Raw genomic sequence first — 19,340 nt, 5'->3', positions numbered from 1 at the left:
ATATATATGACCGGTGAGGAAACAACATCCCATGTATACCTCCGTTCGATCCACACAGCACTCATTGCTGTAGCGGTATCGGTTCTCACAGCAGGATTCATCATTAGCCAAGACCGAGTAGCAATGCCTTTCACTATTCTCAGTCTACTTATTTGTGCTTACGCCTTTGTACAACCAATCCGTCGCAAGTGACAGATACGCATCTGTAGTGTGCGTGTGTTTCACGCTAAAAATACGTGTGAATATTATGACTCCAACAGAGCCTCAAATCTCAGAATCAAGAAACAGGATTCAGGCAGTTGCTTTCTCTGCCGACTCGACGATATCCTCACCATCGGTGTACTGCATTGGTGGGACGATTACCCAGACGTGTTGATTTCCGGGCCAGACAGAGAGGTACCCCAGATTCTCGAGCGGTTTGATTATCTCATCGAGAACTGCACTCTTGGGCGTCTCGTTGCTATAGAGTTTGTTCTTCGCAGTCTCGAGTTTTACTCGAGGGTTGTTTTTGTACGGTGCATGGGCTCGATCGTGAAGGGTTCGGTAGGCCTTCGACAGTCTCTCGTTGTCGGGAAGGACTGGTGTTGGTCCTTCAAGATCCCCTTTTGCTTCGACCTCGCGTCGAACCAGTTCGCGAAGCTTCTTACTTCGGCTCACATCCTCGCGGTCGGCGATCTCATCGAGCTTTTCGAGAATATCCGATGGGCACCCGAATGAAGTTCGACTCGTCGGGTCGTGATCCATTCGGCTCATCGAGCCACCTCGATTTGCATAAGTCGTGAATACGCAGACGGCGTCGGGAAATGCAGTTCGGATGCAAGGGGGGTGTGGTGACCTACGAAGGCCTCTCGTGAGCGGGTGTGTGTGCGAATCATGGGAGTAGCCCCCGCTCTTGTGTCTGTTCTATCGATGCATCGTGTCGTTCTCCTTCGTGAATCTCGCCGGTCGCCTGGTGCATCTCGAGTTCGTCGTCCGGACTGCCGTCAGTTGTCTTGAGGTCGATCGATCCGATGAAGGCGGCCTTTCGTAGAGCGCAGAGATGGGCGCAGGGACCGTCGTGGTACTTCCAGCCCTTGCAGTCACACCGTCCGATGTACTCGCCGTCTTCGAGCCCGAGAGCGCAGTAGTGGACTTCTTCGCCGTCTCGTAATGTTACTCTGTAACCGAACCGACCGAACGGCTCTATCAGGGCGTCAGAGGGACGAGCACGTTCCCAAGACGCTGTCTCGCCGTCGCGCTGCTCGAGAAAGTCAAGCGGCTCGACATCAACAGGTTGTTCGAACGCGCTCATTGCTGCTGATCCACCTCCACAGCGGGATGTGGGCCGTTTTCACAAACTGTTCGAGGGATGCCGCCCATCGACGTTTTGGTTCGCATCCGACCACCACAGTGTGGACAGTATCGGGTCATGCTCTGACCCCTCCGCTGTACTGCGGTTGCCCATGACCGCGTTTCCCAATTGCCCGCCCGGCGAGTCCATACGTAATTAAGTGTTTCAGGCCCTCTACCGCCTGAATTCCGTTCCCTCGGACTTTTTCGATGCATCTCTTCGTAGGAGTGCTAACTCCGCGCTTCGTGTGGGTCATTTTCCTTTTAAAGATCGGTGATGAAGTCGCGTCGCTGTTCCATCTTTTCGCGGTCTGTTCGTCGATCGTAGTGTCGCTCGAGGATATCTGAGGAAACGTCACAGCGATCACTGACGATCTCCTCGGGGATGTCCTCGCGAAGCTGGTAGGTAATCGAACCTCGCCGAATCGTGTGCGGTGAGAGGCTACTCGGACACTCTGAATAGTGACCGTAGACTCGAGCCTCACAGTCGTCCGGGTCGCGATCGTGCGGACAGTCCTTGTACAGACAAGGCTGTGTCAGCCGATACACTTCCGATCGGATTTGACCGGAACTAAGCCGTCCTCGGTCACTCGTTACGAGTGGTTCGCGTCCGTACTCGTCGACGACATCGTGCCGGTGAAATCGAATGTACTCGTCGATCACGTCGGTATAGTAGTCGTCCAACGCGAGGGGGCGCTCAGCAGGCCCTTGATTCTTCAGCGGCGTCTCGGATTCAGGACGATGGCGTAGCCAAACGCACTGTTCGTCCGGTTCGTAGTCATCGAGATCGATCGCTCGAAGACCGCCGAGACGGATTCCCGTGTGCCAGAGAATCGCGACGATAACGTGACTCCGGCTCGCGCGGCTGTACCGCTCGAGGTAGCTCAGTAGCATCCGGGAACGATCTTCGTCGAGCATCACGTCTCGAGCTTCGTCGGCGCGATCGACATCGGGAAGCTTCACACGTTCGCGCATTCCCGGTTCGACGGCGTCGATCGACGCGCAAAACTCGAGGAACACGCGTAGTGTTGCGAGCTGGCCGCGAAGGGTGACGACGTTGACGTCCTTCTGTCGCCAGACGCGGTATCGGTGGAGATCGCGCCCGGAGAGGTCGTTGAGGTTGTCGATCCCGACCTCGTTGCACCATTCCACAAACGCGTTGAGTCGATACTCGTGGTTCTGGAGCGTCTTTGCGCTCACCTCAAGTTCGCGGTGGGCTACGTAGAGGTCGACGGCCTCCTGGGGCGAGAGTGGCTCGAGATCGTTGCTCATAGTTTTCCTCTGATCTTCTGAACTTCAGTTTCGACCTCTGAGCCACAGACAGGACACGTTGCTCCATTTTCATCTTGGATGGCGAGTACGTATGCGCCGCCATCTGGACAGAACCCTATCGTGTACGAACTATCATTCATTGTGACCACCATCGGCTGCGGATACCTCGAGTCCACACGCCTTGGCCCGACGATAGACGCTCTCCTTGAGCAACGCCTTGGCCTCGGAAGTCAGTGTGTAACTGTTCGTCCGACCATCGATTTTACCGGTCTCAAGAAGTTTATCGTCGACCAGACTGTCGAGGTTCTGGTAGAGCCGGCCGTGGAGTACTTCGTCGTGATACTGCTCGAGTTCCTCCTTGATTGCGAGCCCGTAGCAGTCTTCGCCGACCGTCTCAAGACGAGCTATCTCTTCCAGAATGTCACGCTGAAAGCCGGAAAGATCGCCCCACTCGATTCCTCCATCAGCGAGTAATCTGGGCTCGGCTTCGTACTTCTTCTCGAGTTCGTCCGCGCAGTCGTGACAAACGTAGCCGTCCGGCGTGACGACCTCTTTCCACCCATCGCACTGGGGCGTGTCACAGGTGTAGAGGTTTGAACCGCCATCGGTAAGGGTCACGGCGGTCTCACCGCAAGTACCGCACACTGAAGCAGTCCGAGAGCGGTAATCGTCGGTTTCGATGCGGTGGTAGGTCTCTCCCTCGCAGACGCGACACTCGCGTTCTTCGTGCTCGATCGAGATGTGATTCTTCTCGTACTCGTAGAGGGCCATCACGCGGCCTTGCTCGAGTATGTCGTCAGAAGTCGCCTCAAGGACGTGCTCAGGAAGTTCCTTCTGTCTACCGCCGTCACAGCGCAGTCGCGCACAGCGGTCACAGACTGACGCCTTGAGCCTAGCGTCGTATCCGGTTGCTCGAGCGCCGCAGACACACGTTGCTCGCGTTGCGTCAGAATTATTCGTGGGCGATGCCTCTTGTCGTGCGTGGGGTACAGTCCCCACGGAAGTTCCGTAATTCATGCTCTGATAACGGAGCTACCTTCTGGGCGGCGTTGCAGCGCCGCCCGGTCTCACATGCCAACAAGAGTCATCTTCACCCGCGTTGGTAGCTCCGTGCTCAGCACAAAGAACCGATATTACATATATGTAACGGTGCTCCTAATCAGGATAATAAACTCATTTAGGTAGAAAACCGAACAAAAAGGTGAGTGTCTCCCTAAGAGAATGTAATGAGAGAGTCGGGAACGTGGATGACAATATGGGACGATCGCATCCTCGAGTATCTTCGTGAGAATGAGGGGGCCACAGTTGGCGAACTCACTGATAGTGAGAGTATTCGAGTCTCGAATGCGCATGTTTCTCGCCGATGTAAGAAGCTTGCAGAACACGGATTACTGACGCCTATCGGAAATGGTGCGTATGTCATTACGGACGTGGGAAAAGCCTATCTTGATGAGGAGTACGACGCTGAAAACGAAGTTTTCCTTAATCAGGGTAACTCGAGCAGTGGTCCAAGCGCCAGTGAAACCTCTGAATCATAATGAGTCGAAAGCCAGCCCGCTGGATGTGTACGCTGGATGAGCGAATCTTAGAACATCTTGCGGAGGACTCCTGGTCGACACCGCGTCACATGTCTCGAGTAATGAAGTTCGACGCTTCGCGTGGGCGGGTCAAAGAGCGGTGTCAGATGCTTTCTCACGCAGGTTTCCTTGCTCCGATTTTCGAGGGCAGTAACATGTACGAGATCACCAGCAACGGACAAGAGTACCTCAACGGTCGGCTTGATGCTGAGAACCGGCCTCGGCCATCTCCTCGAGTGATTCGTAATTGACTCGTAGCATATTCTTCTGAAGAGTCATAACACAAAATTCAGACAGGATCGGTGATGAACATTCTATTTGAAAATGAATTAGAGCAATAACTTTTATGGTATGATAACATCTTGGGGCAAGTAACAAAATGGCGACTCATAAACTAATTCCTTACTGGATACATCTCACAAAGAAGTACCAACCTGAAGAGAGGGTTCAGCTCAATAATCTGATGGGGGAAGGTACTGATTTTTCAGTGAACAATATAATAGACGCCTTTGATAATTTCTGCTCCGATTACAATACAGGTTATGAGAAATTGCCAAAAATGGAGAAGACACTCAGTGTGAAAAATACCAATTCAAATGATGAGATAATAGAGGGTGTTCTTCGAACCGGTAGATATGGAACAGGAGCAGACCATAGGAATGTTAACGATGACTCGCTGAAAGAAGAAGCCAGAGGGGCAGATGACGCTGTTGTACTTCCATATTATTTTCTAATAGTGTTACCATCGGACAACAAGAAAAGGGCACTCCTGATTTTGGAAAAGATCGGCAATTTAGGGACAAAAATGCCGTTTGAAGAGGTTGTGAGTGACTGGATGGGGAAACGAGGCAATTGTCTGGTCCATTATGATCCAGTTGTTACAGAGGATCTCTATGAGAAGGTAGAAAACGCGGACCGACTCCTTTCACTTGAGTTGACAAAAACACGCTCAGCAAAAGCTCTTCATGACCAACTTGGGTCGCCGTTCAAAAGCTATGGGCAGGCTAACGAGAAACTGATTTTCGATAGTTCGACTGCTGGTGGAAACATCCCCGTAAATGTAGACGAGCTGAAGGATGTGTTCTTCAATTCGGAACGTTCAGCTGTTACAATCCGAGATCAGGAATTCTCTGATGGGAAACTAAGAATTGAAGACGATGGCTCACAAAGAACTCTATCACTCTTTCAAGAGGAAGTCAATATGAATCAGGTTTTAGATTTTGAAAAAGACGACATCGATCTAGATAATCAAGGCCACCCAGACTGTTCTGATCTGTCGGAAGTTGCAAGGGATTTTGCTAACGATATCTTGGATGATCACAATGAAGATGGAATACCAGGTAAACCATTACTCTAATGGGATTATTTAGTATTCTCCCGATAGTTCGAGAACACTATAAGTCGTTAGTCAGTGACTCATCGAAAAAGAGGGCAGTAATCATCTTTGGCGTAATCCCTACTGCAATATCCATAATACTCATACTTAGCGGAATGAATCTTACAAGAGATTTAGCTGAAGTTCTTATTCCTGCCATAGCGATATTGATTGGTTTCTCAATCAATGCAATGCTTTTGCTAATTGGCCGAGTAAGTGACGAACCCACAGAGAGAGAAGAGAAATTGGTCAAAAATACACGGAACCACACAATGTATGCTGTTATTCTGGGGTTGGCAACCTTAGTTATAGTACTCGTATTCTTAATAAGCTCTAAGAACAAGCTGGCTCCAGTTGATCTGCCACTCAGAACGATGGCTTCTTTCCTAATTTATTTCTTGATTGGCCACTATATTATTTCTCTATACCTATTGCCAGCCAGATTTTATGCTATTGCAGAAAACATCAATATAGACTAATTTACCCTATGTTCTATATTCCTAAGATGTTAAGTAACAGTAGTTATACCATAGAGGCATGGACTCTGGAGTGATTGGTTTAGTCGATGGAAGCTTCGAAGAACCTCAATCATTTAAAAAAAGCCGACAAGATGGAAAATTTGAGTTGAATAGAGCACTCGATATACGAAAACCGCTTAGAGGTCCAAACGGTATGACAGCATATCAGGGGCATGCTGCAATTCAGAGAGTAGAGAAAATAGATTCTTTCGAATTCTCTGGAGGGGACATAATATCTACAGAAGAACGATCAAAAACCACATATTATACTGAATTTGTTGTAGTTCCTGATTCATTTGCAGTAATTGATAGTGGTTCTGGTGAATTCTTTTTTGATCTGTTAAATGAACAAACAGATGCGACTACTGAGCGTGCGAATTTAGATCTTTATTCCTTCTTAAACGAGCATACTAGTGCAAATCAATGGCAGACAGGGTTTTATGGAAATGATGGGCAGGCTAAGAAAGGAACTGTATTTGGGGAAAACGTTCTTGAAGATGGTGATATTGGCGATGTTTTGACACACTCAAAACTCAACCAGTTAGGATTAGAATATGAGTATGACGATTTCTCAACTAAAATGACAATTACAGAAAGTGGCTATCTTGATTTATACCAACCTTCTAACCTCGAGACTGAGCAATTCTTACAATATATCCATGACGAGATCCTACATCATACAGACGGGTTTAATTAGATTTAAATTCGTCTAAGGTCCGACTCAATTCTTTCATCTCAACCCTGTATCCACCTGAATTTGTTTCCTCATAGTATACTACTGGTACACCAGCATCTTCATACATCGCTGGACCTTTATCGTGCTTTAATGATCTCAAGCAAATTGGCTGGTCACCAAGATAACCGCTGATTCCTTCTGACATCTCTTCGGGGCTTGCCAGTCTCGATCCCATCTGTAGTTCGCGACCGAGCTTTGGGAGAATCACCTCGCGGGCATCAAATCCCATGTACGACTTGTATAGAATAAGATCTTCAACCCACTGCTCGACCATGTCGTATGTAATGAGGTCAATAGCTTCGCGCATATTTTCGACCATTTCGTAGGTTTTCTTCGCTGATCTCTGGACCTTTACCTTGCCATTATACCGCTCGTTATAGTAAGCCACCCAATCTTCAAAAGTCGCATCAGGGTGTTCAGATTCGAATTCCTCAAGAATCTCGTCTAATGATCCAACTGATTTACGACTTGTAGCCTGCGCAGTGTGACAAGCAAGATTAATTATCTTCGTTGAATACCTGGGATACTCGAGATCTTGACCAACTGCGATTCGTCGCCGTTCACTTTTTGATATATGTAGCTCATTAGCCATAAAAGAGAATAATGTCACAAGAGTATAGTTCTAGGGTAAAATTACTTACCTATATTTCTACTATAAACTCTTAGGTAGGAGTTGTTCCTGGTGGCGCTATCTCCTTATGATTCGATTCTGAATTACTACTTACTGGCCCTTCAAGATAATTTACCTTACCGCGTTCACGCCGAATCGCTTCTGGTGAGAATTCACCAAGGTAGTGGTGGCGAAACGTCTCCCAGTCATCCCATCCGCCCCAATCCATCACAACCGACGGCAGCACACCTTGCTCGAGCAAATTCGTTCCCCAAGTCCGACGAAGGTCGTGAACGTCAAGGAACGACCAGCCACGATCGCCACTTTCAGCCTGAAGCCGTTCGGCAGCTCGCTGTACCCAGCGATACACTGTCTTGTCTGCGACATCGACAATAGGATCAGCGGGTCCAATACCAGCGGCATCGGTGTGCGCGTCGATATACGTCACCAGTCGATCGGAGATTGGAGGCTCACGGTAGTGCTCCTGTTTCGCAACGTCTTCCCAGACTCGCATGTGCGTACCAGTCGGGGTATCGACAACATCGGCGGGCGTCACTTGGACGATCTCACAACGCCGCAGCCCACACCGCCCGGCCAGTAAAAACGCAATTGTCTGTTCAGTGTTCTTCGCTTGGCCGATCACGGACTCGAGTTCGTCATTGCCCAACCACACTCGCTTGCCCTCACGATGAGGGTACGGCTTGAGTCTCATTAGTGTCCTCAATTCTCAGTTTTGTCCCAACAGAACATGAAGGATCGGGTTATCAGTACGAAAATCAGCCCCAATCTCACTCCAAATGTCCTCGAAGACCGGGTTCTCGGACAGGCCTATTATGACAAAGACATATGCGTACTCAGTAGGCTCAAGTCACAAGTCAAATACAAACTCTGGCATTCTCACGGGTGCATACAGACTATGGAATGTGTGAATCTAATATATTGGTCTATATGCTCATGTTTAACTTTCCAAAACTTCTCTACCCTTCGAATTAGACCACTTATCGGCCCCTGAGGGAACAGAAACACTGATACTTGAAACTTTACCAGAGAAGTCAACGCTTCCGATAATATTACCTACTTCTTTATGTGCGGGTGTCCAATTGTGTGAATAATTCATACCCACTGAGCCAATATGACTATCCTGCTTACGAAGTTTCAGGCTGAGATGGCCACGCATTTCGTCTGCATCAATACCTAGGTGGCCCCGATCATCAACTAGGATACCCACAGAGTTTGCAGGTTCCATAAATGGACCACTTTTCAATTCTGGAGTATTCTCTTCTACTCTTTCTGCATTATTGAAATCGCCACCTGGTTCATCGTACCAATACTGTATATTTAGCCGGTCTATGCTCTCATCAACATATCCCCATTGGCTATCTTCCCATGCAATTGCAACACCGTCTTTAGGATAAGGCCTTTCTGCTCCATGTAAGGCATTATCATCTTCTTTTAATACCCAATTGATATTTGCTAAATATTTGCCTGAGGGGAGTTCAGAGAGTGTATATTCAATTGTTGAATCCCCATAATTATAGAAGTCCTGTGTAGAGACTCCACCAGAGTTTGTTGAATTTGAGGTAGAATCCTCAGGAGTTGTTGAATTTAAGATAGAATATTCATTCTTGTGCATGTCATATTTTAGATCGTGACTTTCAAGAAGGTCCTTCGCTTCGTCGGTACGGCCATGGCTGATAAGCTGGTCAAGTTGTTCTCGGAAATTTGATTCTGAATCTTGGGCTGCAACACTTGTGTTTGCAACAGTTGCTAACGAAACAATTCCTCCGATGGATTTGATGCAAGATCGTCGTGTGATATCTACCATCAAAAATACCTTGGACAATAAATGTTATAAATCTACTGATATACTATGGGTAATAATATATTCGATATCGACAGATTGATCTAAAAGATTAACCAAACATAAAGCATGTCAAGTGAGGTTTCTACTACAGAATTTTATCGAGGGATTGCAGTACTAGCTATTCCGCTTGCAATGCTTCTCTTGGTACAAACAGCATCGTTATACACACTCAACCAACAGGCAAATGTCAATAATAGTTCTGTTATATTCCCAGCACTCATAACTGGTCTTGTGATTCTATTTAGTTCATTATTTTACCTTGTGAGAGGGCTGATATCTGATAATAAGGGCTATAAGTGAATTTTCACACTGACTTCAAAATTCTATTTTGGATACTCATTTGGGTTGATTAACGCTACTTCCCACGTTCCTTCATCTGTTCGTGTGACCCGTACCGGCTGGTCTTTCACGTGACCCTCGTCATCGACCAATCCAAGCGCCCGAAGTTCGCTCTTCGGGAGCACAACACCGCCCGACGTTCTACCAACTTGAACCAACTGATGGATCGGCATGTCTACATTCCTAACAGGCACTGAATCTGTTTAAATATTAGTCTCACCAGTACGGGACTATGATATTCCTGATTGCTATCTCCTTTCTCGAGTCCTATTGAGTATGGGTTCTGAAGAACCTCCACCCGACGAGAAAAGTATCGACGAAGTCTATCACGATCGCAATCTGCTCGCGATCGGCTTCGCGAGGCTGGCCGCGATCCAGTGGCCGGGCTCCGCCGGCTGGTACCTACACGAAGGCTGGCCGGTGATCTGGGTCGAAACACCCGCCGGACAGACCTCTTGGCACGTCACTCCGGACCTGACGGATGTCCTCGAGCGCTCATCACTGCTCGAGAAACGACCCGATGGCGGTTTCGACGGGCATGATCGAACGACGAAGAACAGCCGACTCGCCCGCTTCGTCACGGGCACGTATCCAACGTTCCCATGACCGAAGTCGAAACGATCCATCGGAAAGTGAACGGCCAGCAGGAAACGTTTCGAGTCGTCACGCTCACCGACGCAACAGGCCAAGAGACGGTCTACCGCTTCCGCGACACTGGTCACGGTCACAAGTACCTCGGCGATGGCGAGCCGTCGGAGAAAGCACGCGAGGCGGTCGCGGAGTTCCGCTGAGATGACCGAACGAGTCGAGTTCGGATCGAAGGCAGCCGCCGACAGCTTCCGTGAAGAACACGAGTCCTACCTGTGCAGTGACGATGATCGTCGCCTCCTGACCGTCGCGATCTCCTCGAGTGCTCCCGAGTGGGTGATCGAGGATGCTACGATCGAGGCAGCGGCAGGGAGAGACGAACACGGCGATCGCCTCGATGACGAGCAAGATGTCGACGGCCAACTGGCAGCGGTGGAAGGCGCTCGAAACGAGCAGTGCGGACAGGCTCGAGACTACTGCGAGGATGGGGAAGACGACGCCTGCGAGTTCCTAAAGGAGGCGTGCGGTTTCGATGACGACGAGATTGCTACTCTCCAAGAAGTCGACGACCCTGACGATCTTCCCGGTGAAATCTACGGCGCTCTGCGGCAGCTTTGGCTTCGATACCAGATCGGAATAGCCGACGCGAAAGAAGCCGCGGCAGCGATCAACGAAATTCACATCGAAAGCGGTCGGTCTCTCGTCGAGTTCGAGGAACTGGGCGATCGGGAACTGACCGAGACAGACATCGACTGGTAACATCATGACAGACCACTACTGCCCCGTTGAGGGGTGCAAGAAGCACGAAGACGAATGGGATGACGACCAACCACCGTTTGCCTCGAGGGAGGCGGTGAACGGCCACATCAACGCGATGAGCGACGAAGACCACCGACAAGCAAGGGACGAGGGGGCCTGGTCGACCACCCCCGAGGCCCCTGAAGCAGGGGACGGCGAGGGGAACGAGACCAGCGACGACGAGGCAGACGACCAGGAAGAGACCCCCCAGGAAGAGGCAAACGACCAGGCAGACGAGGGGGGTGAAGGCCCCCTCGAGGAGGAAGACATGGTTAGCCCCGAAGAATACGACCAGCAAACGACCAGGCAAACCGAGGGACGAGAGGCAGACGACGACCAACAGACGACCAGCGATCAGGGGGCCTCGAAGGGGGGTCTGCTCCCCTCGAGCGTCCCTCCGATGTACGCGGTCGCGATCATTGCCGTAATCTTCGCGGTCATCGTTTTCCTGCGGGTCCGTAGCTCCGGCTCGAGCAACCCGGAGATGACGACTGGCGAGGACGACGACTCGAGCAGTACGAACGAAGTGCCGCTATTGGAGGACTAGAATGGCGGAGACCGAAGCCGAAACCGAGCCTGTCGACGACGAGGAGGAACCGACGCCCGACGATCTCGGAGAAGAGGCCGACGACATCGACGAGGAATCGAAGCCGGAGGTTGACGACGAGGCGACCATCGACATCGACCTTGATGCAGTCAACGACGACCTCGAGGACGATGCCACCGACGACGAAGCCGACACCGACGAAAGCACGTCGGCAGGGGCGATCATCAACGAGGGCGGGACAATGGGCGACATGTACGTTCGCGGTCTCGTTGCGACCTCAAACGCGGTGATCGAGAAACACGACGGTGAACCAATCGGTGAGCAAATGGCCCGCGACTTGGGGCTCGATCGAGCGATGAACGAGTGGGTCCGACAACGCGGAGCGACCGAGGACCTGCCACCCGGACAGGCGCTCGTCATCGGCACATCGATCATCGCGATGAGCGTGCTCGCGAGCAATCCCGAAATCGTCGGCTCGGTCCTCGAGGTGGTAGAATGATCGGTGGAATGCGACAGAAGGCGATGAAAGGCATGGTGTCGAAGCTGATCGACGGCGAGGCGGGCGACCTCCTAACGGGCCTCATCGCCGAGAAGGAAATCGAACTGATCGAGAAAGTCGTCCGACTCCACGACGTGATCGGGCTGGACTCGCTCGAGCACATCCCGGAAAAAGAGGACCGCAAAGAGACGATGAAGGGCATGATTCAGGCGCTCGTCTCTGACGACGTGCCGGGATTCTACTTCGATGAAATCGTTTCAGAGAACATCGACAACGCCGAACAGGCCCGCCGGTATCTCGACCTCGAGGGCGACGAGTGGGCCGCCGAAGTCGACAAAATCGTGAAGTCGTATCGAAAGCAGGGCGACGAGCGACCGCGATCAGCGATCGTCGCTCACTACATCAACGAGCAATTCGACTGCTCGGTGCTCGAGTTCGTCACTCGAGTCGTGATCTGGAAGCCGAATCAGCACCAAAACGTGGCGTCGACGGTCCTGCTCGGGAACCTCGCAGCGGTCGGACAGGGCATCGATCGGGCGGCGGACGCGCTCGAGGAGGTGAACCAAACCGATGAATGACGAGCGCCTGTCGAAGGCGATCCTCGGCGCGATGACGGTCGTCGTCGCGCTCATGCTCGAGGCGAGCCACCGGCTGCGCAATCGGTCCACGAGCGCGATGCGTATGAGCCCGGACGTCGTCGTGCTCGAGGAGCCAGAACCACCCGAGGAGACAACCGAGGGACAGTAGATGTCTCGGGTCGGGCTCGCCGCGAAAAGCGGCTGGGGGAAGTCGTACAACACACAGCTATGGCTCGAGAAGAACCTTCCAGAGCAGGACTACGCGGCGATCCTCGACTACAAAGACGAATACCGTGGGCTCGTCGACGGCGTGCCCCCAGCGACCGACGCAACGGACCTGTGCGGCTGGTACATCGCCGGGCCGAATGAGGTCGACCTCTCGCCGGCACAGTGGGCGGCCATCCTCGAGGACGCTGGCCGAGTCGTGATCCCGCGCTACCGGATCGACGGGGACGACTGGCGGGAAGTCGTCGGCAACGTCTGTGCGGCCTGCCGTCGACTCTATGAGAACCACCCGAAGGCGAAGATCCTGACGGCGATCGACGAGGCGCACATCGCCGCGCCCCAACAACAGGGCTTCCCCGAAGCGACTTCGAAAGCTGCCACCACGGGCCGCGGGGAAGGCCTCTCGTCGCTCTGGGTGACGCAACGGCTCTCGGAGATGGATGAGACGATCATCGCCCAGTGGGACGAGCAGATCCTCGGCGGCTTCTCGAGCGACGCCGACCTCGGAAAGATCAGCGTCGATTACCCCTCAGAGGTCCACGACACGCGATCGAGTTACGTCAGCCAACTCCCTGACGGGATTCGCGTTGACGGCGAGAACCTACCAGTCCGGAAGTTTACGAACGACGCTGGCAACACGATCGGAAGCGAGTGGATTCGATCGAACGACTCCGGATTGATCGAGCGGGTCGACACGGGCGACGTACCGATGGCCTCGAAACACTATGGGTCGCAGGGCCAGACCCTCAAAAGCCCCTATGACACCGAATGAGACACTGTATTACCCTCACTGGCGGGAAAGCCGATCGATTCGAGCAGGCGCTCGACGACCTCGAGGACGAGCTGGGCTATCGGCCTTCGAAGCCCGAAGCAGTCGGCTTACTGATGGCCGCCTATGATGACGCTGGCTCGGTCCCACTGCTGAATAACAGTAGATAGTAAGAGGATTTCTTCATTCAGAACACTTCGTAAACTCGCGCTAAGTACAGAAAACTCACGTATCGTTCAGTACAATGGAATAATTCTACCATTCGACACCGAATTCTACTTTCGTCTCAAGGGTCACCGGGCCACGGAATTTCGTCCGACCATACTACAATGGCACCGATAATGATACTGGATACAATTATCACCAGTTGATGTATCGGATTTATCGTTCCGTTATTGAGAGCCCCTGCACTGGTGGCGAGAATAAGTGAGAAAACGAAAACGTAGAAAAACAACAACGAACTTACTCCCCAGCGCCAAAGATTACCCCACGGAACTTCTTCGAGATAATTTATCATAGTTGGACTAACAGGTAGAATCACATAAATTCTCGGCAGTAAATACGCACCTGTAGTTACCGAACCGGGATGCCTCATTTTCACACCCGGCTCTGAAAAAAGATACTGTATTACCAACTACTGATAACGAAATCTAACGAACGCTCTGTCTGCGTTTCGTAGGGGGTATAATGCCGAGAACCCCGATTCGAGTTTCTGCAATGGCACCAACTGATGCAGTGACCGACGCGGCTGAGTCCGCAACCGACACAGCCCAGGGCGAACTCGGGCGACTGCTCGATTTCGGAATGTGGTTCGAGGTAATCCTCGTTTTCGCGGGGTATCTCCTTCCGTTCTTCGTGAAGTCGACCCTCGAGGGACGCGACATCATCACTCTGCCGAACGAGGTGTATGGTCTCGCGATGATCTTCGGCTCGGGCTACGTCCTGAGTGGCAGTCATCGCCACTCGGTCGGCCTCGGATCAGGCGTGTACATCGCGGAGAACGTCGTCTCGAACCGGCTCGAAATCACGGACACTCTCGCAGGTAACTAACCATGGGGAAGAATCTGAACCACAACAGCAACATCGTCGAAACGGTCGCCAACTCACCGAACGAACTCACACCGATCTTCACGGTCGATCCGGAAGACGGGACCTACGTCACCATCGAGAACGAGGTTTCGCAGGGCGATGCGGCAGGCATCGCGATCTACGCCAAACTCTTCGACGCAGACGGCGATCCCCTGCCGACGGATACGACCATGGTCCTGTCGGGCCGCAGACCGGGCGACACCCGGTATCAGACCCTCTCGTACGAACAGGACAACATCAGCACCTACAACAACAAGTCGATCTCCCAACAGCAGGACTCGAATCACGTCGACTCGGTAAAACACGAACTCAAAGCCGAGCGCGTCAACATTCGAGATGTCGACGAGTTCGCCGTCGAAATCAACTCAGACGAAGCGATCGACTGGGGGGAATCGAAACTGTACTTCGAACGAACGGGCGTCTCGGAACACCAGCGGTGATTTTGGATGTTCGATACCATCATCACCCAGCTTCGGAACATGCAGGGGACGCCGGCACGTCTGAAGCGTGACGATTTCGACCTGGGCTCCGCCGAGAGCGGGTCGCGGTCGCTCATCGCGAGTTTCCAAGCGCCGAACCCGCTGGTGCTCCGCCAGGACCGCCCGCTGCGGCTCGCCATCCCGGCCTTCGAGACCTTCACGAGTGCCGGCCAGACCGAGGCGCAGACGTTCGAACTCTCGCACGATCTCCTCGAGAGTCCCCAGTCGCGCGACCTGCTCGTCTTCGCAGACGGGTCGAAAATCTCGCCGAGTAACGTCGACTACGGCGCGAATTCCTTCGAGTACACCGATGACGGGAACGCACAGGACCTCGCAGCGTACTACATCAGCGGCGCGGACTGCCCGCTCGAAATCGAGAAACAGGCTCCGTCCACGCATGGATCGGTTTCGGAACGGATCTTCGAGGAACCGATGGAACTCATGCACCAGCGCGATCAGGACGAGGAACCGCGTCACTTCGAGATCGGCGAGACCGAACTGATGCGCGTCGTCCCGAAGGACTGGCGGGTGAACGTCTACGCCGATCCGGACTATCAGATCACCTTTGCGGACGACGCAAGCGGAACGCGAGCGCGGAACGCGATCATCTCGCTCCCGTACGTGCAGGGCAGTCAGGACCTCGAGGGACTTGCGCGAGCAGTTGCACACGACATCATCAACCGAGCGTGATCCTTCGTGATCCCGCTCCTCGAGCACGGCGACACCACCTACGGAGACGGCGGCTACTCGGTTACCAACACCGAGTCGTCGGGTTCAGAGCCGATCTGCAAAGACGACCTGCTGCTGATCCTGACGGTCGTGAACGTGGTGCTCGTCGTCATCAACATCTGGGTATCAGTCAAATGATCAAACACAACACACGAACGATATGGGATCGACCGCCCGGTGATCCCTAGTGCCGTTCGGCAATCTGCCCGGTTCGAACATCATCGACAACGTGGCCGACACCGGGTCGGGCGTCGTCGACGACGTGACCGGAAGCGTTGATGGATTCGTCGAATGGAACAACAATACCAGCGTCGGCGACCTGACCGATGGATTCGCCGACTGGGGTGGCGACACCATCGACGACGTGACCGGCGGATTCACTGGCGGCGTCGACGACCTCACCGACTGGGGCGGCGACACCGTCGATAACGTCACCGACTGGGGCGGCAACAGCTTCGACGATGTGACGGATGGGCTCGCCGGCGGCGTCGACGGGATCACCGACTGGGGCGGTGACAGCTTCGATACGGTCACCGACTGGGGTAACGACACCGTCGACGCAGTGACCGACTGGGGCGAGAACGCCGCAGACGGCGACTCAACCCTCTTGGCGGCTGGCAACCCGCTCTATGCGACGTGGAGTTACCTGTCGAATGACGGCGAGTCAATCGGCGGAATCGACATCAGCGACATCCCGATCATCGGTAACGACGGCGGTGGTGGTAACGACAGTGGCGGAGGGAACGGTAACGGAAACGGTCAACCCACCACCCAGCAAGAGCTGATGATCGTCGCGGGGATCATCGCCGCGATCGTCGTCTTAGCGTGGGTGATTCTCTAATGCCGGTCCCACTGGCCGGCGCGCTCGCCGGCTCACTCACCGGCTCAACCGGCTTGCTCACAGCCGGCGCAACCGGGCTCTCGCTCGGGACGATGATGGACGGCATTCCGTTCCTCGGCGGGGGCGGGAACAACGACGAACCAGAGGGCATCGCAGGCATGGATCAGCAAACGTTACTGCTGCTAGCAGGAGGGGCAGCACTCGTCCTCATCCTCCTGCTGAAGAAATGACGGTTCCACTCGCCAGCGTGCTCGCGGGAACGCGGCTTCGGGCGGCGGCGACGGGCGTGCTCAGCGGCTATGGCATCAACCTGTTCGGAGGCGACGATTCGGGGGTACCGATCCTCTCGGACCTGAACAACGCCATGATGCTGCTGTTCGCGCTCATCGCGGTCGTGCTCGTTTGGCAACTCGTGGAGGGGGGTGAGTGATGGAGGCTGTTGAACTGATAAGCAGTCTCGGCTTCCCCATCGCGGCGTTCCTGCTCCTCTTCCGCCAGTACCAGGAGGAGCGCGACGACCGTCGCGAAGAGCGCCAGAAGTGGCTCGAATCGATTCAAGAACATACCGCAGTACTGCGGTCGCTCCGGCACGATATCCAAGACGTAGCGACAGACGGAGGCCAAGACAACAATGAGTGAACCACCGAGTGCAATCCCGTTCGGCAACACGAACACGGCCGTCGACCATCTCCTCGATCCGTACTTTCCACAGCGGTCGGGAGACCTCTTGTACCAGCTATTCGAGGACGAGACCCAGTCGCTGCTCGCGGCGATCTTGATGGAGATGCAGATCGAGAACCGTGGGGACGCCGGCTTTCCGTCAGAGGACCGGCCAGACCAACAGGAGGCGAACTACTTCGTCACCGAGCAACCGCTCGCAGTCGACACACACGACGAATCTGAGGGCATCTTGAACTGGGGCTTCCCCGCGACACAGGTGACGCTCTGGGGCTTCGATCAGCCCATCTATGTGTCCTTCCGCCAGTCGGGCGACAACCGCAAGATTCCGCTCGAGGAGGAAAACGCGCCGTTCACGGTCGCCCCCGAGGGCGGGCTCGATGCGTCGGCGATGTCCGTTCGCAAGCGGTCGGAGGACGACGAGGATACGCAGATTCTCGTCATGGCGATGGACTGAGGACGATCACTTTTCAGAGATTCATGGAACATACGAAACCACCGAAAGAGGCACTGAGAGGCGAATCGAGCGATAACCAGAGCGACGAGAACGAGGCGGGCGAGTAATGGCGACACTGCCAGATATCGACGATAGCGCGGTTTCGATCATGGCCTGGTGGAACGCCCTCGAGGCCGGCGCGACCTCGATCGACCCGGTCGACGCGATCGACTACCAGCCAATCGACTCGTGGGAGCCCTACGATAATGGCGTAACCGGCCAGTTAACCGACTCGATCGGCGGGAATACGATTCATTTCCGGGTGAAAACGGACGGGTGGGTAGTCGTCTGGATCGAGACAGACGACCCGATCGATGAAGACCGAATACTGAAGGACAGAGATAATTTCTCGACTGGACCTCGCCCAGTCCGTCATAATAGACTGAAAGACCATATCGAGAATATCAGAGAGCAGTTAGGGAACCCGGGGGAGTTCGTTGCATCGGATGTTGGCCTCTACTTCTACGATTACCCGGATGCAACCCACCTCGGACTGTGGAAACTCGACAACACGAATGACTCGGCGACTCAGACGGCCGCTGTCTCGCTGACCGATACCTCCGAACTCCACAACCTGATTGGAATCGGGGCCGTCGAGATCGAGAATGAATCGAGTGGCGTGGGTTACACGGGTGGCACTTCGATCAGATTTAACGGGACGACCGTCTTGAGCTACAGTACTGAACTCAGAGATGATGAAGATCCCCGATCAACGTGGGACCGCGCAGATCTAGCGACCGATCAACTGGACAAGTACGTCTTTTACGAGTTTTCCGTCGCGAATAGCACAGAACAGCACGACGTAAGAGTGGACGCTCAAGGGACGCTCTTCGCGTTCTACGAAATTCCGGAGGAGAGCGCATGAACGGGGAATCCTTCTCGTTTAACCTCTCGGAGGAGAACGTAGTTTCGTCTGCAAACCTCTTTTTTGCGGGAGGTAGCGTCTCTTATGACTATCTCTCTTTGTTCCCTGAGTACGGACTATATAACGAGGGGCAAGGTGAAGAAAATTGGGTAGCTGGACGAACAGACTCGGGAAGCCGCTCGAAAGAGTCCGATCATCTCTACTGTTTTGCTGAAGACGACGATAGCGGTTCAGTTTCAGAGTCCTCTTTCAAATATAACGAACCAATTGATTTCTCACAGATTGATAGGTTAGTTGTTGAATGGGCGATGACTCAGCAAGAGGGTCGCGCTGTTGTTCGGATGAGAGACCCTGATACCGGCGATGAAATTGACACCTTCACCTTCACCCCCGGATCAACAGGGTCAGGGGTATCGATTGATGTAGAGAATGTCTCTGAAATCTGTGAATTATACGTCGGTGCCTTAGATAACCTCTCCTCCACGCTCAACCATGCTGAAGTTGAGGTTTACAAGATCGATATTGAACGACTATAGCCC

Annotated in this window: 32 protein-coding genes; 25 read left to right on the top strand and 7 right to left on the bottom strand. The window is 53.3% G+C overall.

Features of this window, described 5'->3' with window-relative positions; translation table 11 throughout:
- Positions 1-291: 291 nt before the first annotated feature.
- From HALLA_RS04515 to HALLA_RS04500, 4 genes are all read right to left on the bottom strand, one after another.
- Positions 292-744 carry a ribbon-helix-helix domain-containing protein gene (locus HALLA_RS04515; RefSeq protein ID WP_049952255.1) on the bottom strand — a complete coding sequence of 151 codons (453 nt, stop codon included), beginning with the start codon at positions 742-744 and terminating at the stop codon, positions 292-294.
- A gap of 127 nt (positions 745-871) precedes the next feature.
- Entirely contained in the window at positions 872-1,291 is a 420-nt protein-coding gene (locus HALLA_RS04510) for an SWIM zinc finger family protein (RefSeq protein ID WP_049952254.1), read from the bottom strand.
- 302 nt (positions 1,292-1,593) lie between these two features.
- Positions 1,594-2,601: a tyrosine-type recombinase/integrase gene (locus tag HALLA_RS04505; RefSeq protein WP_049952281.1), complete on the bottom strand. Its 1,008-nt coding sequence runs from the start codon at positions 2,599-2,601 to the stop codon at positions 1,594-1,596.
- A 132-nt stretch (positions 2,602-2,733) separates the two neighbouring features.
- Positions 2,734-3,219, bottom strand: coding sequence for a helix-turn-helix transcriptional regulator (locus tag HALLA_RS04500; RefSeq protein ID WP_049953999.1), 486 nt, complete (start codon positions 3,217-3,219; stop codon positions 2,734-2,736).
- 608 nt (positions 3,220-3,827) lie between these two features.
- On the opposite strand from HALLA_RS04500, the gene HALLA_RS21300 reads away from it, so the two are divergent.
- From HALLA_RS21300 to HALLA_RS20450, 4 genes are all read left to right on the top strand, one after another.
- A complete protein-coding gene (locus tag HALLA_RS21300) occupies positions 3,828-4,139 on the top strand; it encodes a winged helix-turn-helix domain-containing protein (RefSeq protein ID WP_084568930.1) in 312 nt (103 codons plus the stop codon).
- Between the two features lie 418 nt (positions 4,140-4,557).
- Positions 4,558-5,535, top strand: a complete 978-nt coding sequence (locus tag HALLA_RS04495; RefSeq protein ID WP_049952279.1) for a hypothetical protein — start codon at positions 4,558-4,560, stop codon at positions 5,533-5,535.
- A complete protein-coding gene (locus HALLA_RS04490; RefSeq protein ID WP_049952278.1) occupies positions 5,535-6,032 on the top strand; it encodes a hypothetical protein in 498 nt (165 codons plus the stop codon). Before HALLA_RS04495 ends, HALLA_RS04490 begins: the two co-directional genes overlap by 1 nt.
- Before the next feature lie 58 nt (positions 6,033-6,090).
- Complete coding sequence (locus tag HALLA_RS20450) at positions 6,091-6,768, top strand: hypothetical protein (protein WP_157231326.1); 678 nt, start codon at positions 6,091-6,093, stop codon at positions 6,766-6,768.
- Here HALLA_RS20450 and HALLA_RS04485 read toward each other — a convergent pair.
- The 3 genes from HALLA_RS04485 to HALLA_RS20445 form a co-directional block, all read right to left on the bottom strand.
- Positions 6,761-7,399: an MjaI family restriction endonuclease gene (locus tag HALLA_RS04485; protein WP_084568928.1), complete on the bottom strand. Its 639-nt coding sequence runs from the start codon at positions 7,397-7,399 to the stop codon at positions 6,761-6,763. The two genes, HALLA_RS20450 and HALLA_RS04485, sit on opposite strands and share 8 nt — an antisense overlap.
- A 70-nt stretch (positions 7,400-7,469) precedes the next feature.
- Complete coding sequence (locus tag HALLA_RS19870; protein ID WP_084568927.1) at positions 7,470-8,129, bottom strand: site-specific integrase; 660 nt, start codon at positions 8,127-8,129, stop codon at positions 7,470-7,472.
- Between the two features lie 246 nt (positions 8,130-8,375).
- Positions 8,376-9,242: a hypothetical protein gene (locus HALLA_RS20445; RefSeq protein ID WP_157231325.1), complete on the bottom strand. Its 867-nt coding sequence runs from the start codon at positions 9,240-9,242 to the stop codon at positions 8,376-8,378.
- A gap of 105 nt (positions 9,243-9,347) precedes the next feature.
- On the opposite strand from HALLA_RS20445, the gene HALLA_RS20440 reads away from it, so the two are divergent.
- The 21 genes from HALLA_RS20440 to HALLA_RS04395 all read left to right on the top strand — a co-directional run bounded on the left by HALLA_RS20440 (position 9,348) and on the right by HALLA_RS04395 (position 19,337).
- On the top strand, positions 9,348-9,581 hold the full coding sequence (locus HALLA_RS20440) for a hypothetical protein (RefSeq protein ID WP_157231324.1): 234 nt from the start codon (positions 9,348-9,350) through the stop codon (positions 9,579-9,581).
- Positions 9,582-9,896: 315 nt separating this feature from the next.
- The gene (locus HALLA_RS04475) at positions 9,897-10,226 is read left to right on the top strand and encodes a hypothetical protein (protein WP_049952275.1); all 330 of its coding nucleotides are present in this window, start codon (positions 9,897-9,899) and stop codon (positions 10,224-10,226) included.
- Entirely contained in the window at positions 10,223-10,411 is a 189-nt protein-coding gene (locus HALLA_RS04470; RefSeq protein ID WP_049952274.1) for a hypothetical protein, read from the top strand. The genes HALLA_RS04475 and HALLA_RS04470 overlap by 4 nt, the downstream gene beginning before the upstream one ends.
- A 1-nt stretch (position 10,412) precedes the next feature.
- Complete coding sequence (locus HALLA_RS04465; RefSeq protein WP_049952273.1) at positions 10,413-10,967, top strand: hypothetical protein; 555 nt, start codon at positions 10,413-10,415, stop codon at positions 10,965-10,967.
- 4 nt (positions 10,968-10,971) lie between these two features.
- Positions 10,972-11,553, top strand: a complete 582-nt coding sequence (locus HALLA_RS04460) for a hypothetical protein (protein WP_049952272.1) — start codon at positions 10,972-10,974, stop codon at positions 11,551-11,553.
- A 1-nt stretch (position 11,554) separates the two neighbouring features.
- Complete coding sequence (locus HALLA_RS04455; RefSeq protein WP_049952271.1) at positions 11,555-12,052, top strand: hypothetical protein; 498 nt, start codon at positions 11,555-11,557, stop codon at positions 12,050-12,052.
- Complete coding sequence (locus HALLA_RS04450) at positions 12,049-12,630, top strand: hypothetical protein (protein ID WP_049952270.1); 582 nt, start codon at positions 12,049-12,051, stop codon at positions 12,628-12,630. The genes HALLA_RS04455 and HALLA_RS04450 overlap by 4 nt, the downstream gene beginning before the upstream one ends.
- The gene (locus tag HALLA_RS20435) at positions 12,623-12,799 is read left to right on the top strand and encodes a hypothetical protein (protein ID WP_157231323.1); all 177 of its coding nucleotides are present in this window, start codon (positions 12,623-12,625) and stop codon (positions 12,797-12,799) included. Before HALLA_RS04450 ends, HALLA_RS20435 begins: the two co-directional genes overlap by 8 nt.
- Positions 12,800-13,627 carry an ATP-binding protein gene (locus tag HALLA_RS04445; RefSeq protein ID WP_049952269.1) on the top strand — a complete coding sequence of 276 codons (828 nt, stop codon included), beginning with the start codon at positions 12,800-12,802 and terminating at the stop codon, positions 13,625-13,627.
- Positions 13,624-13,794 (top strand): hypothetical protein, encoded by a 171-nt coding sequence (locus HALLA_RS20940; RefSeq protein WP_169732110.1) that lies wholly within the window; start codon positions 13,624-13,626, stop codon positions 13,792-13,794. Before HALLA_RS04445 ends, HALLA_RS20940 begins: the two co-directional genes overlap by 4 nt.
- A gap of 547 nt (positions 13,795-14,341) precedes the next feature.
- Complete coding sequence (locus HALLA_RS04440) at positions 14,342-14,674, top strand: hypothetical protein (protein WP_157231322.1); 333 nt, start codon at positions 14,342-14,344, stop codon at positions 14,672-14,674.
- A 2-nt stretch (positions 14,675-14,676) separates the two neighbouring features.
- The gene (locus HALLA_RS04435) at positions 14,677-15,153 is read left to right on the top strand and encodes a hypothetical protein (RefSeq protein ID WP_049952267.1); all 477 of its coding nucleotides are present in this window, start codon (positions 14,677-14,679) and stop codon (positions 15,151-15,153) included.
- A 6-nt stretch (positions 15,154-15,159) separates the two neighbouring features.
- A complete protein-coding gene (locus HALLA_RS04430) occupies positions 15,160-15,882 on the top strand; it encodes a hypothetical protein (protein WP_049952266.1) in 723 nt (240 codons plus the stop codon).
- Between the two features lie 6 nt (positions 15,883-15,888).
- Complete coding sequence (locus HALLA_RS20430) at positions 15,889-16,059, top strand: hypothetical protein (protein ID WP_157231321.1); 171 nt, start codon at positions 15,889-15,891, stop codon at positions 16,057-16,059.
- A 49-nt stretch (positions 16,060-16,108) separates the two neighbouring features.
- Positions 16,109-16,762, top strand: a complete 654-nt coding sequence (locus tag HALLA_RS04425; protein WP_049952265.1) for a hypothetical protein — start codon at positions 16,109-16,111, stop codon at positions 16,760-16,762.
- The gene (locus HALLA_RS04420) at positions 16,762-16,992 is read left to right on the top strand and encodes a hypothetical protein (protein ID WP_049952264.1); all 231 of its coding nucleotides are present in this window, start codon (positions 16,762-16,764) and stop codon (positions 16,990-16,992) included. The genes HALLA_RS04425 and HALLA_RS04420 overlap by 1 nt, the downstream gene beginning before the upstream one ends.
- Positions 16,989-17,192 (top strand): hypothetical protein, encoded by a 204-nt coding sequence (locus HALLA_RS04415; RefSeq protein WP_049952263.1) that lies wholly within the window; start codon positions 16,989-16,991, stop codon positions 17,190-17,192. The genes HALLA_RS04420 and HALLA_RS04415 overlap by 4 nt, the downstream gene beginning before the upstream one ends.
- Complete coding sequence (locus HALLA_RS04410) at positions 17,192-17,401, top strand: hypothetical protein (protein ID WP_049952262.1); 210 nt, start codon at positions 17,192-17,194, stop codon at positions 17,399-17,401. Before HALLA_RS04415 ends, HALLA_RS04410 begins: the two co-directional genes overlap by 1 nt.
- A complete protein-coding gene (locus HALLA_RS04405; RefSeq protein ID WP_049952261.1) occupies positions 17,394-17,897 on the top strand; it encodes a hypothetical protein in 504 nt (167 codons plus the stop codon). The genes HALLA_RS04410 and HALLA_RS04405 overlap by 8 nt, the downstream gene beginning before the upstream one ends.
- A 106-nt stretch (positions 17,898-18,003) precedes the next feature.
- Entirely contained in the window at positions 18,004-18,801 is a 798-nt protein-coding gene (locus tag HALLA_RS04400) for a hypothetical protein (RefSeq protein ID WP_049952260.1), read from the top strand.
- The gene (locus HALLA_RS04395; protein WP_049952258.1) at positions 18,798-19,337 is read left to right on the top strand and encodes a hypothetical protein; all 540 of its coding nucleotides are present in this window, start codon (positions 18,798-18,800) and stop codon (positions 19,335-19,337) included. The genes HALLA_RS04400 and HALLA_RS04395 overlap by 4 nt, the downstream gene beginning before the upstream one ends.
- Positions 19,338-19,340 lie beyond the last annotated feature (3 nt).

The sequence above is a fragment of the Halostagnicola larsenii XH-48 genome (assembly GCF_000517625.1).
GTDB lineage: Archaea > Halobacteriota > Halobacteria > Halobacteriales > Natrialbaceae > Halostagnicola > Halostagnicola larsenii.
Note: the sequence above shows the minus strand (reverse complement) of the source record. Positions and strands in the feature narration are given on the sequence as shown.

What these genes read in the sequence shown, in the direction of transcription:
- HALLA_RS04515 (WP_049952255.1), bottom strand. Translation starts at nt 744, where the DNA reads ATGGATCACGACCCGACGAGTCGAACTTCATTCGGGTGCCCATCGGAT.
- HALLA_RS04510 (WP_049952254.1), bottom strand. Translation starts at nt 1,291, where the DNA reads ATGAGCGCGTTCGAACAACCTGTTGATGTCGAGCCGCTTGACTTTCTC.
- HALLA_RS04505 (WP_049952281.1), bottom strand. Translation starts at nt 2,601, where the DNA reads ATGAGCAACGATCTCGAGCCACTCTCGCCCCAGGAGGCCGTCGACCTC.
- HALLA_RS21300 (WP_084568930.1), top strand. Translation starts at nt 3,828, where the DNA reads ATGAGAGAGTCGGGAACGTGGATGACAATATGGGACGATCGCATCCTC.
- HALLA_RS04495 (WP_049952279.1), top strand. Translation starts at nt 4,558, where the DNA reads ATGGCGACTCATAAACTAATTCCTTACTGGATACATCTCACAAAGAAG.
- HALLA_RS04490 (WP_049952278.1), top strand. Translation starts at nt 5,535, where the DNA reads ATGGGATTATTTAGTATTCTCCCGATAGTTCGAGAACACTATAAGTCG.
- HALLA_RS20450 (WP_157231326.1), top strand. Translation starts at nt 6,091, where the DNA reads ATGGACTCTGGAGTGATTGGTTTAGTCGATGGAAGCTTCGAAGAACCT.
- HALLA_RS04485 (WP_084568928.1), bottom strand. Translation starts at nt 7,399, where the DNA reads ATGGCTAATGAGCTACATATATCAAAAAGTGAACGGCGACGAATCGCA.
- HALLA_RS19870 (WP_084568927.1), bottom strand. Translation starts at nt 8,129, where the DNA reads ATGAGACTCAAGCCGTACCCTCATCGTGAGGGCAAGCGAGTGTGGTTG.
- HALLA_RS20445 (WP_157231325.1), bottom strand. Translation starts at nt 9,242, where the DNA reads ATGGTAGATATCACACGACGATCTTGCATCAAATCCATCGGAGGAATT.
- HALLA_RS20440 (WP_157231324.1), top strand. Translation starts at nt 9,348, where the DNA reads ATGTCAAGTGAGGTTTCTACTACAGAATTTTATCGAGGGATTGCAGTA.
- HALLA_RS04475 (WP_049952275.1), top strand. Translation starts at nt 9,897, where the DNA reads ATGGGTTCTGAAGAACCTCCACCCGACGAGAAAAGTATCGACGAAGTC.
- HALLA_RS04470 (WP_049952274.1), top strand. Translation starts at nt 10,223, where the DNA reads ATGACCGAAGTCGAAACGATCCATCGGAAAGTGAACGGCCAGCAGGAA.
- HALLA_RS04465 (WP_049952273.1), top strand. Translation starts at nt 10,413, where the DNA reads ATGACCGAACGAGTCGAGTTCGGATCGAAGGCAGCCGCCGACAGCTTC.
- HALLA_RS04460 (WP_049952272.1), top strand. Translation starts at nt 10,972, where the DNA reads ATGACAGACCACTACTGCCCCGTTGAGGGGTGCAAGAAGCACGAAGAC.
- HALLA_RS04455 (WP_049952271.1), top strand. Translation starts at nt 11,555, where the DNA reads ATGGCGGAGACCGAAGCCGAAACCGAGCCTGTCGACGACGAGGAGGAA.
- HALLA_RS04450 (WP_049952270.1), top strand. Translation starts at nt 12,049, where the DNA reads ATGATCGGTGGAATGCGACAGAAGGCGATGAAAGGCATGGTGTCGAAG.
- HALLA_RS20435 (WP_157231323.1), top strand. Translation starts at nt 12,623, where the DNA reads ATGAATGACGAGCGCCTGTCGAAGGCGATCCTCGGCGCGATGACGGTC.
- HALLA_RS04445 (WP_049952269.1), top strand. Translation starts at nt 12,800, where the DNA reads ATGTCTCGGGTCGGGCTCGCCGCGAAAAGCGGCTGGGGGAAGTCGTAC.
- HALLA_RS20940 (WP_169732110.1), top strand. Translation starts at nt 13,624, where the DNA reads ATGAGACACTGTATTACCCTCACTGGCGGGAAAGCCGATCGATTCGAG.
- HALLA_RS04440 (WP_157231322.1), top strand. Translation starts at nt 14,342, where the DNA reads ATGGCACCAACTGATGCAGTGACCGACGCGGCTGAGTCCGCAACCGAC.
- HALLA_RS04435 (WP_049952267.1), top strand. Translation starts at nt 14,677, where the DNA reads ATGGGGAAGAATCTGAACCACAACAGCAACATCGTCGAAACGGTCGCC.
- HALLA_RS04430 (WP_049952266.1), top strand. Translation starts at nt 15,160, where the DNA reads ATGTTCGATACCATCATCACCCAGCTTCGGAACATGCAGGGGACGCCG.
- HALLA_RS04420 (WP_049952264.1), top strand. Translation starts at nt 16,762, where the DNA reads ATGCCGGTCCCACTGGCCGGCGCGCTCGCCGGCTCACTCACCGGCTCA.
- HALLA_RS04415 (WP_049952263.1), top strand. Translation starts at nt 16,989, where the DNA reads ATGACGGTTCCACTCGCCAGCGTGCTCGCGGGAACGCGGCTTCGGGCG.
- HALLA_RS04410 (WP_049952262.1), top strand. Translation starts at nt 17,192, where the DNA reads ATGGAGGCTGTTGAACTGATAAGCAGTCTCGGCTTCCCCATCGCGGCG.
- HALLA_RS04405 (WP_049952261.1), top strand. Translation starts at nt 17,394, where the DNA reads ATGAGTGAACCACCGAGTGCAATCCCGTTCGGCAACACGAACACGGCC.
- HALLA_RS04400 (WP_049952260.1), top strand. Translation starts at nt 18,004, where the DNA reads ATGGCGACACTGCCAGATATCGACGATAGCGCGGTTTCGATCATGGCC.
- HALLA_RS04395 (WP_049952258.1), top strand. Translation starts at nt 18,798, where the DNA reads ATGAACGGGGAATCCTTCTCGTTTAACCTCTCGGAGGAGAACGTAGTT.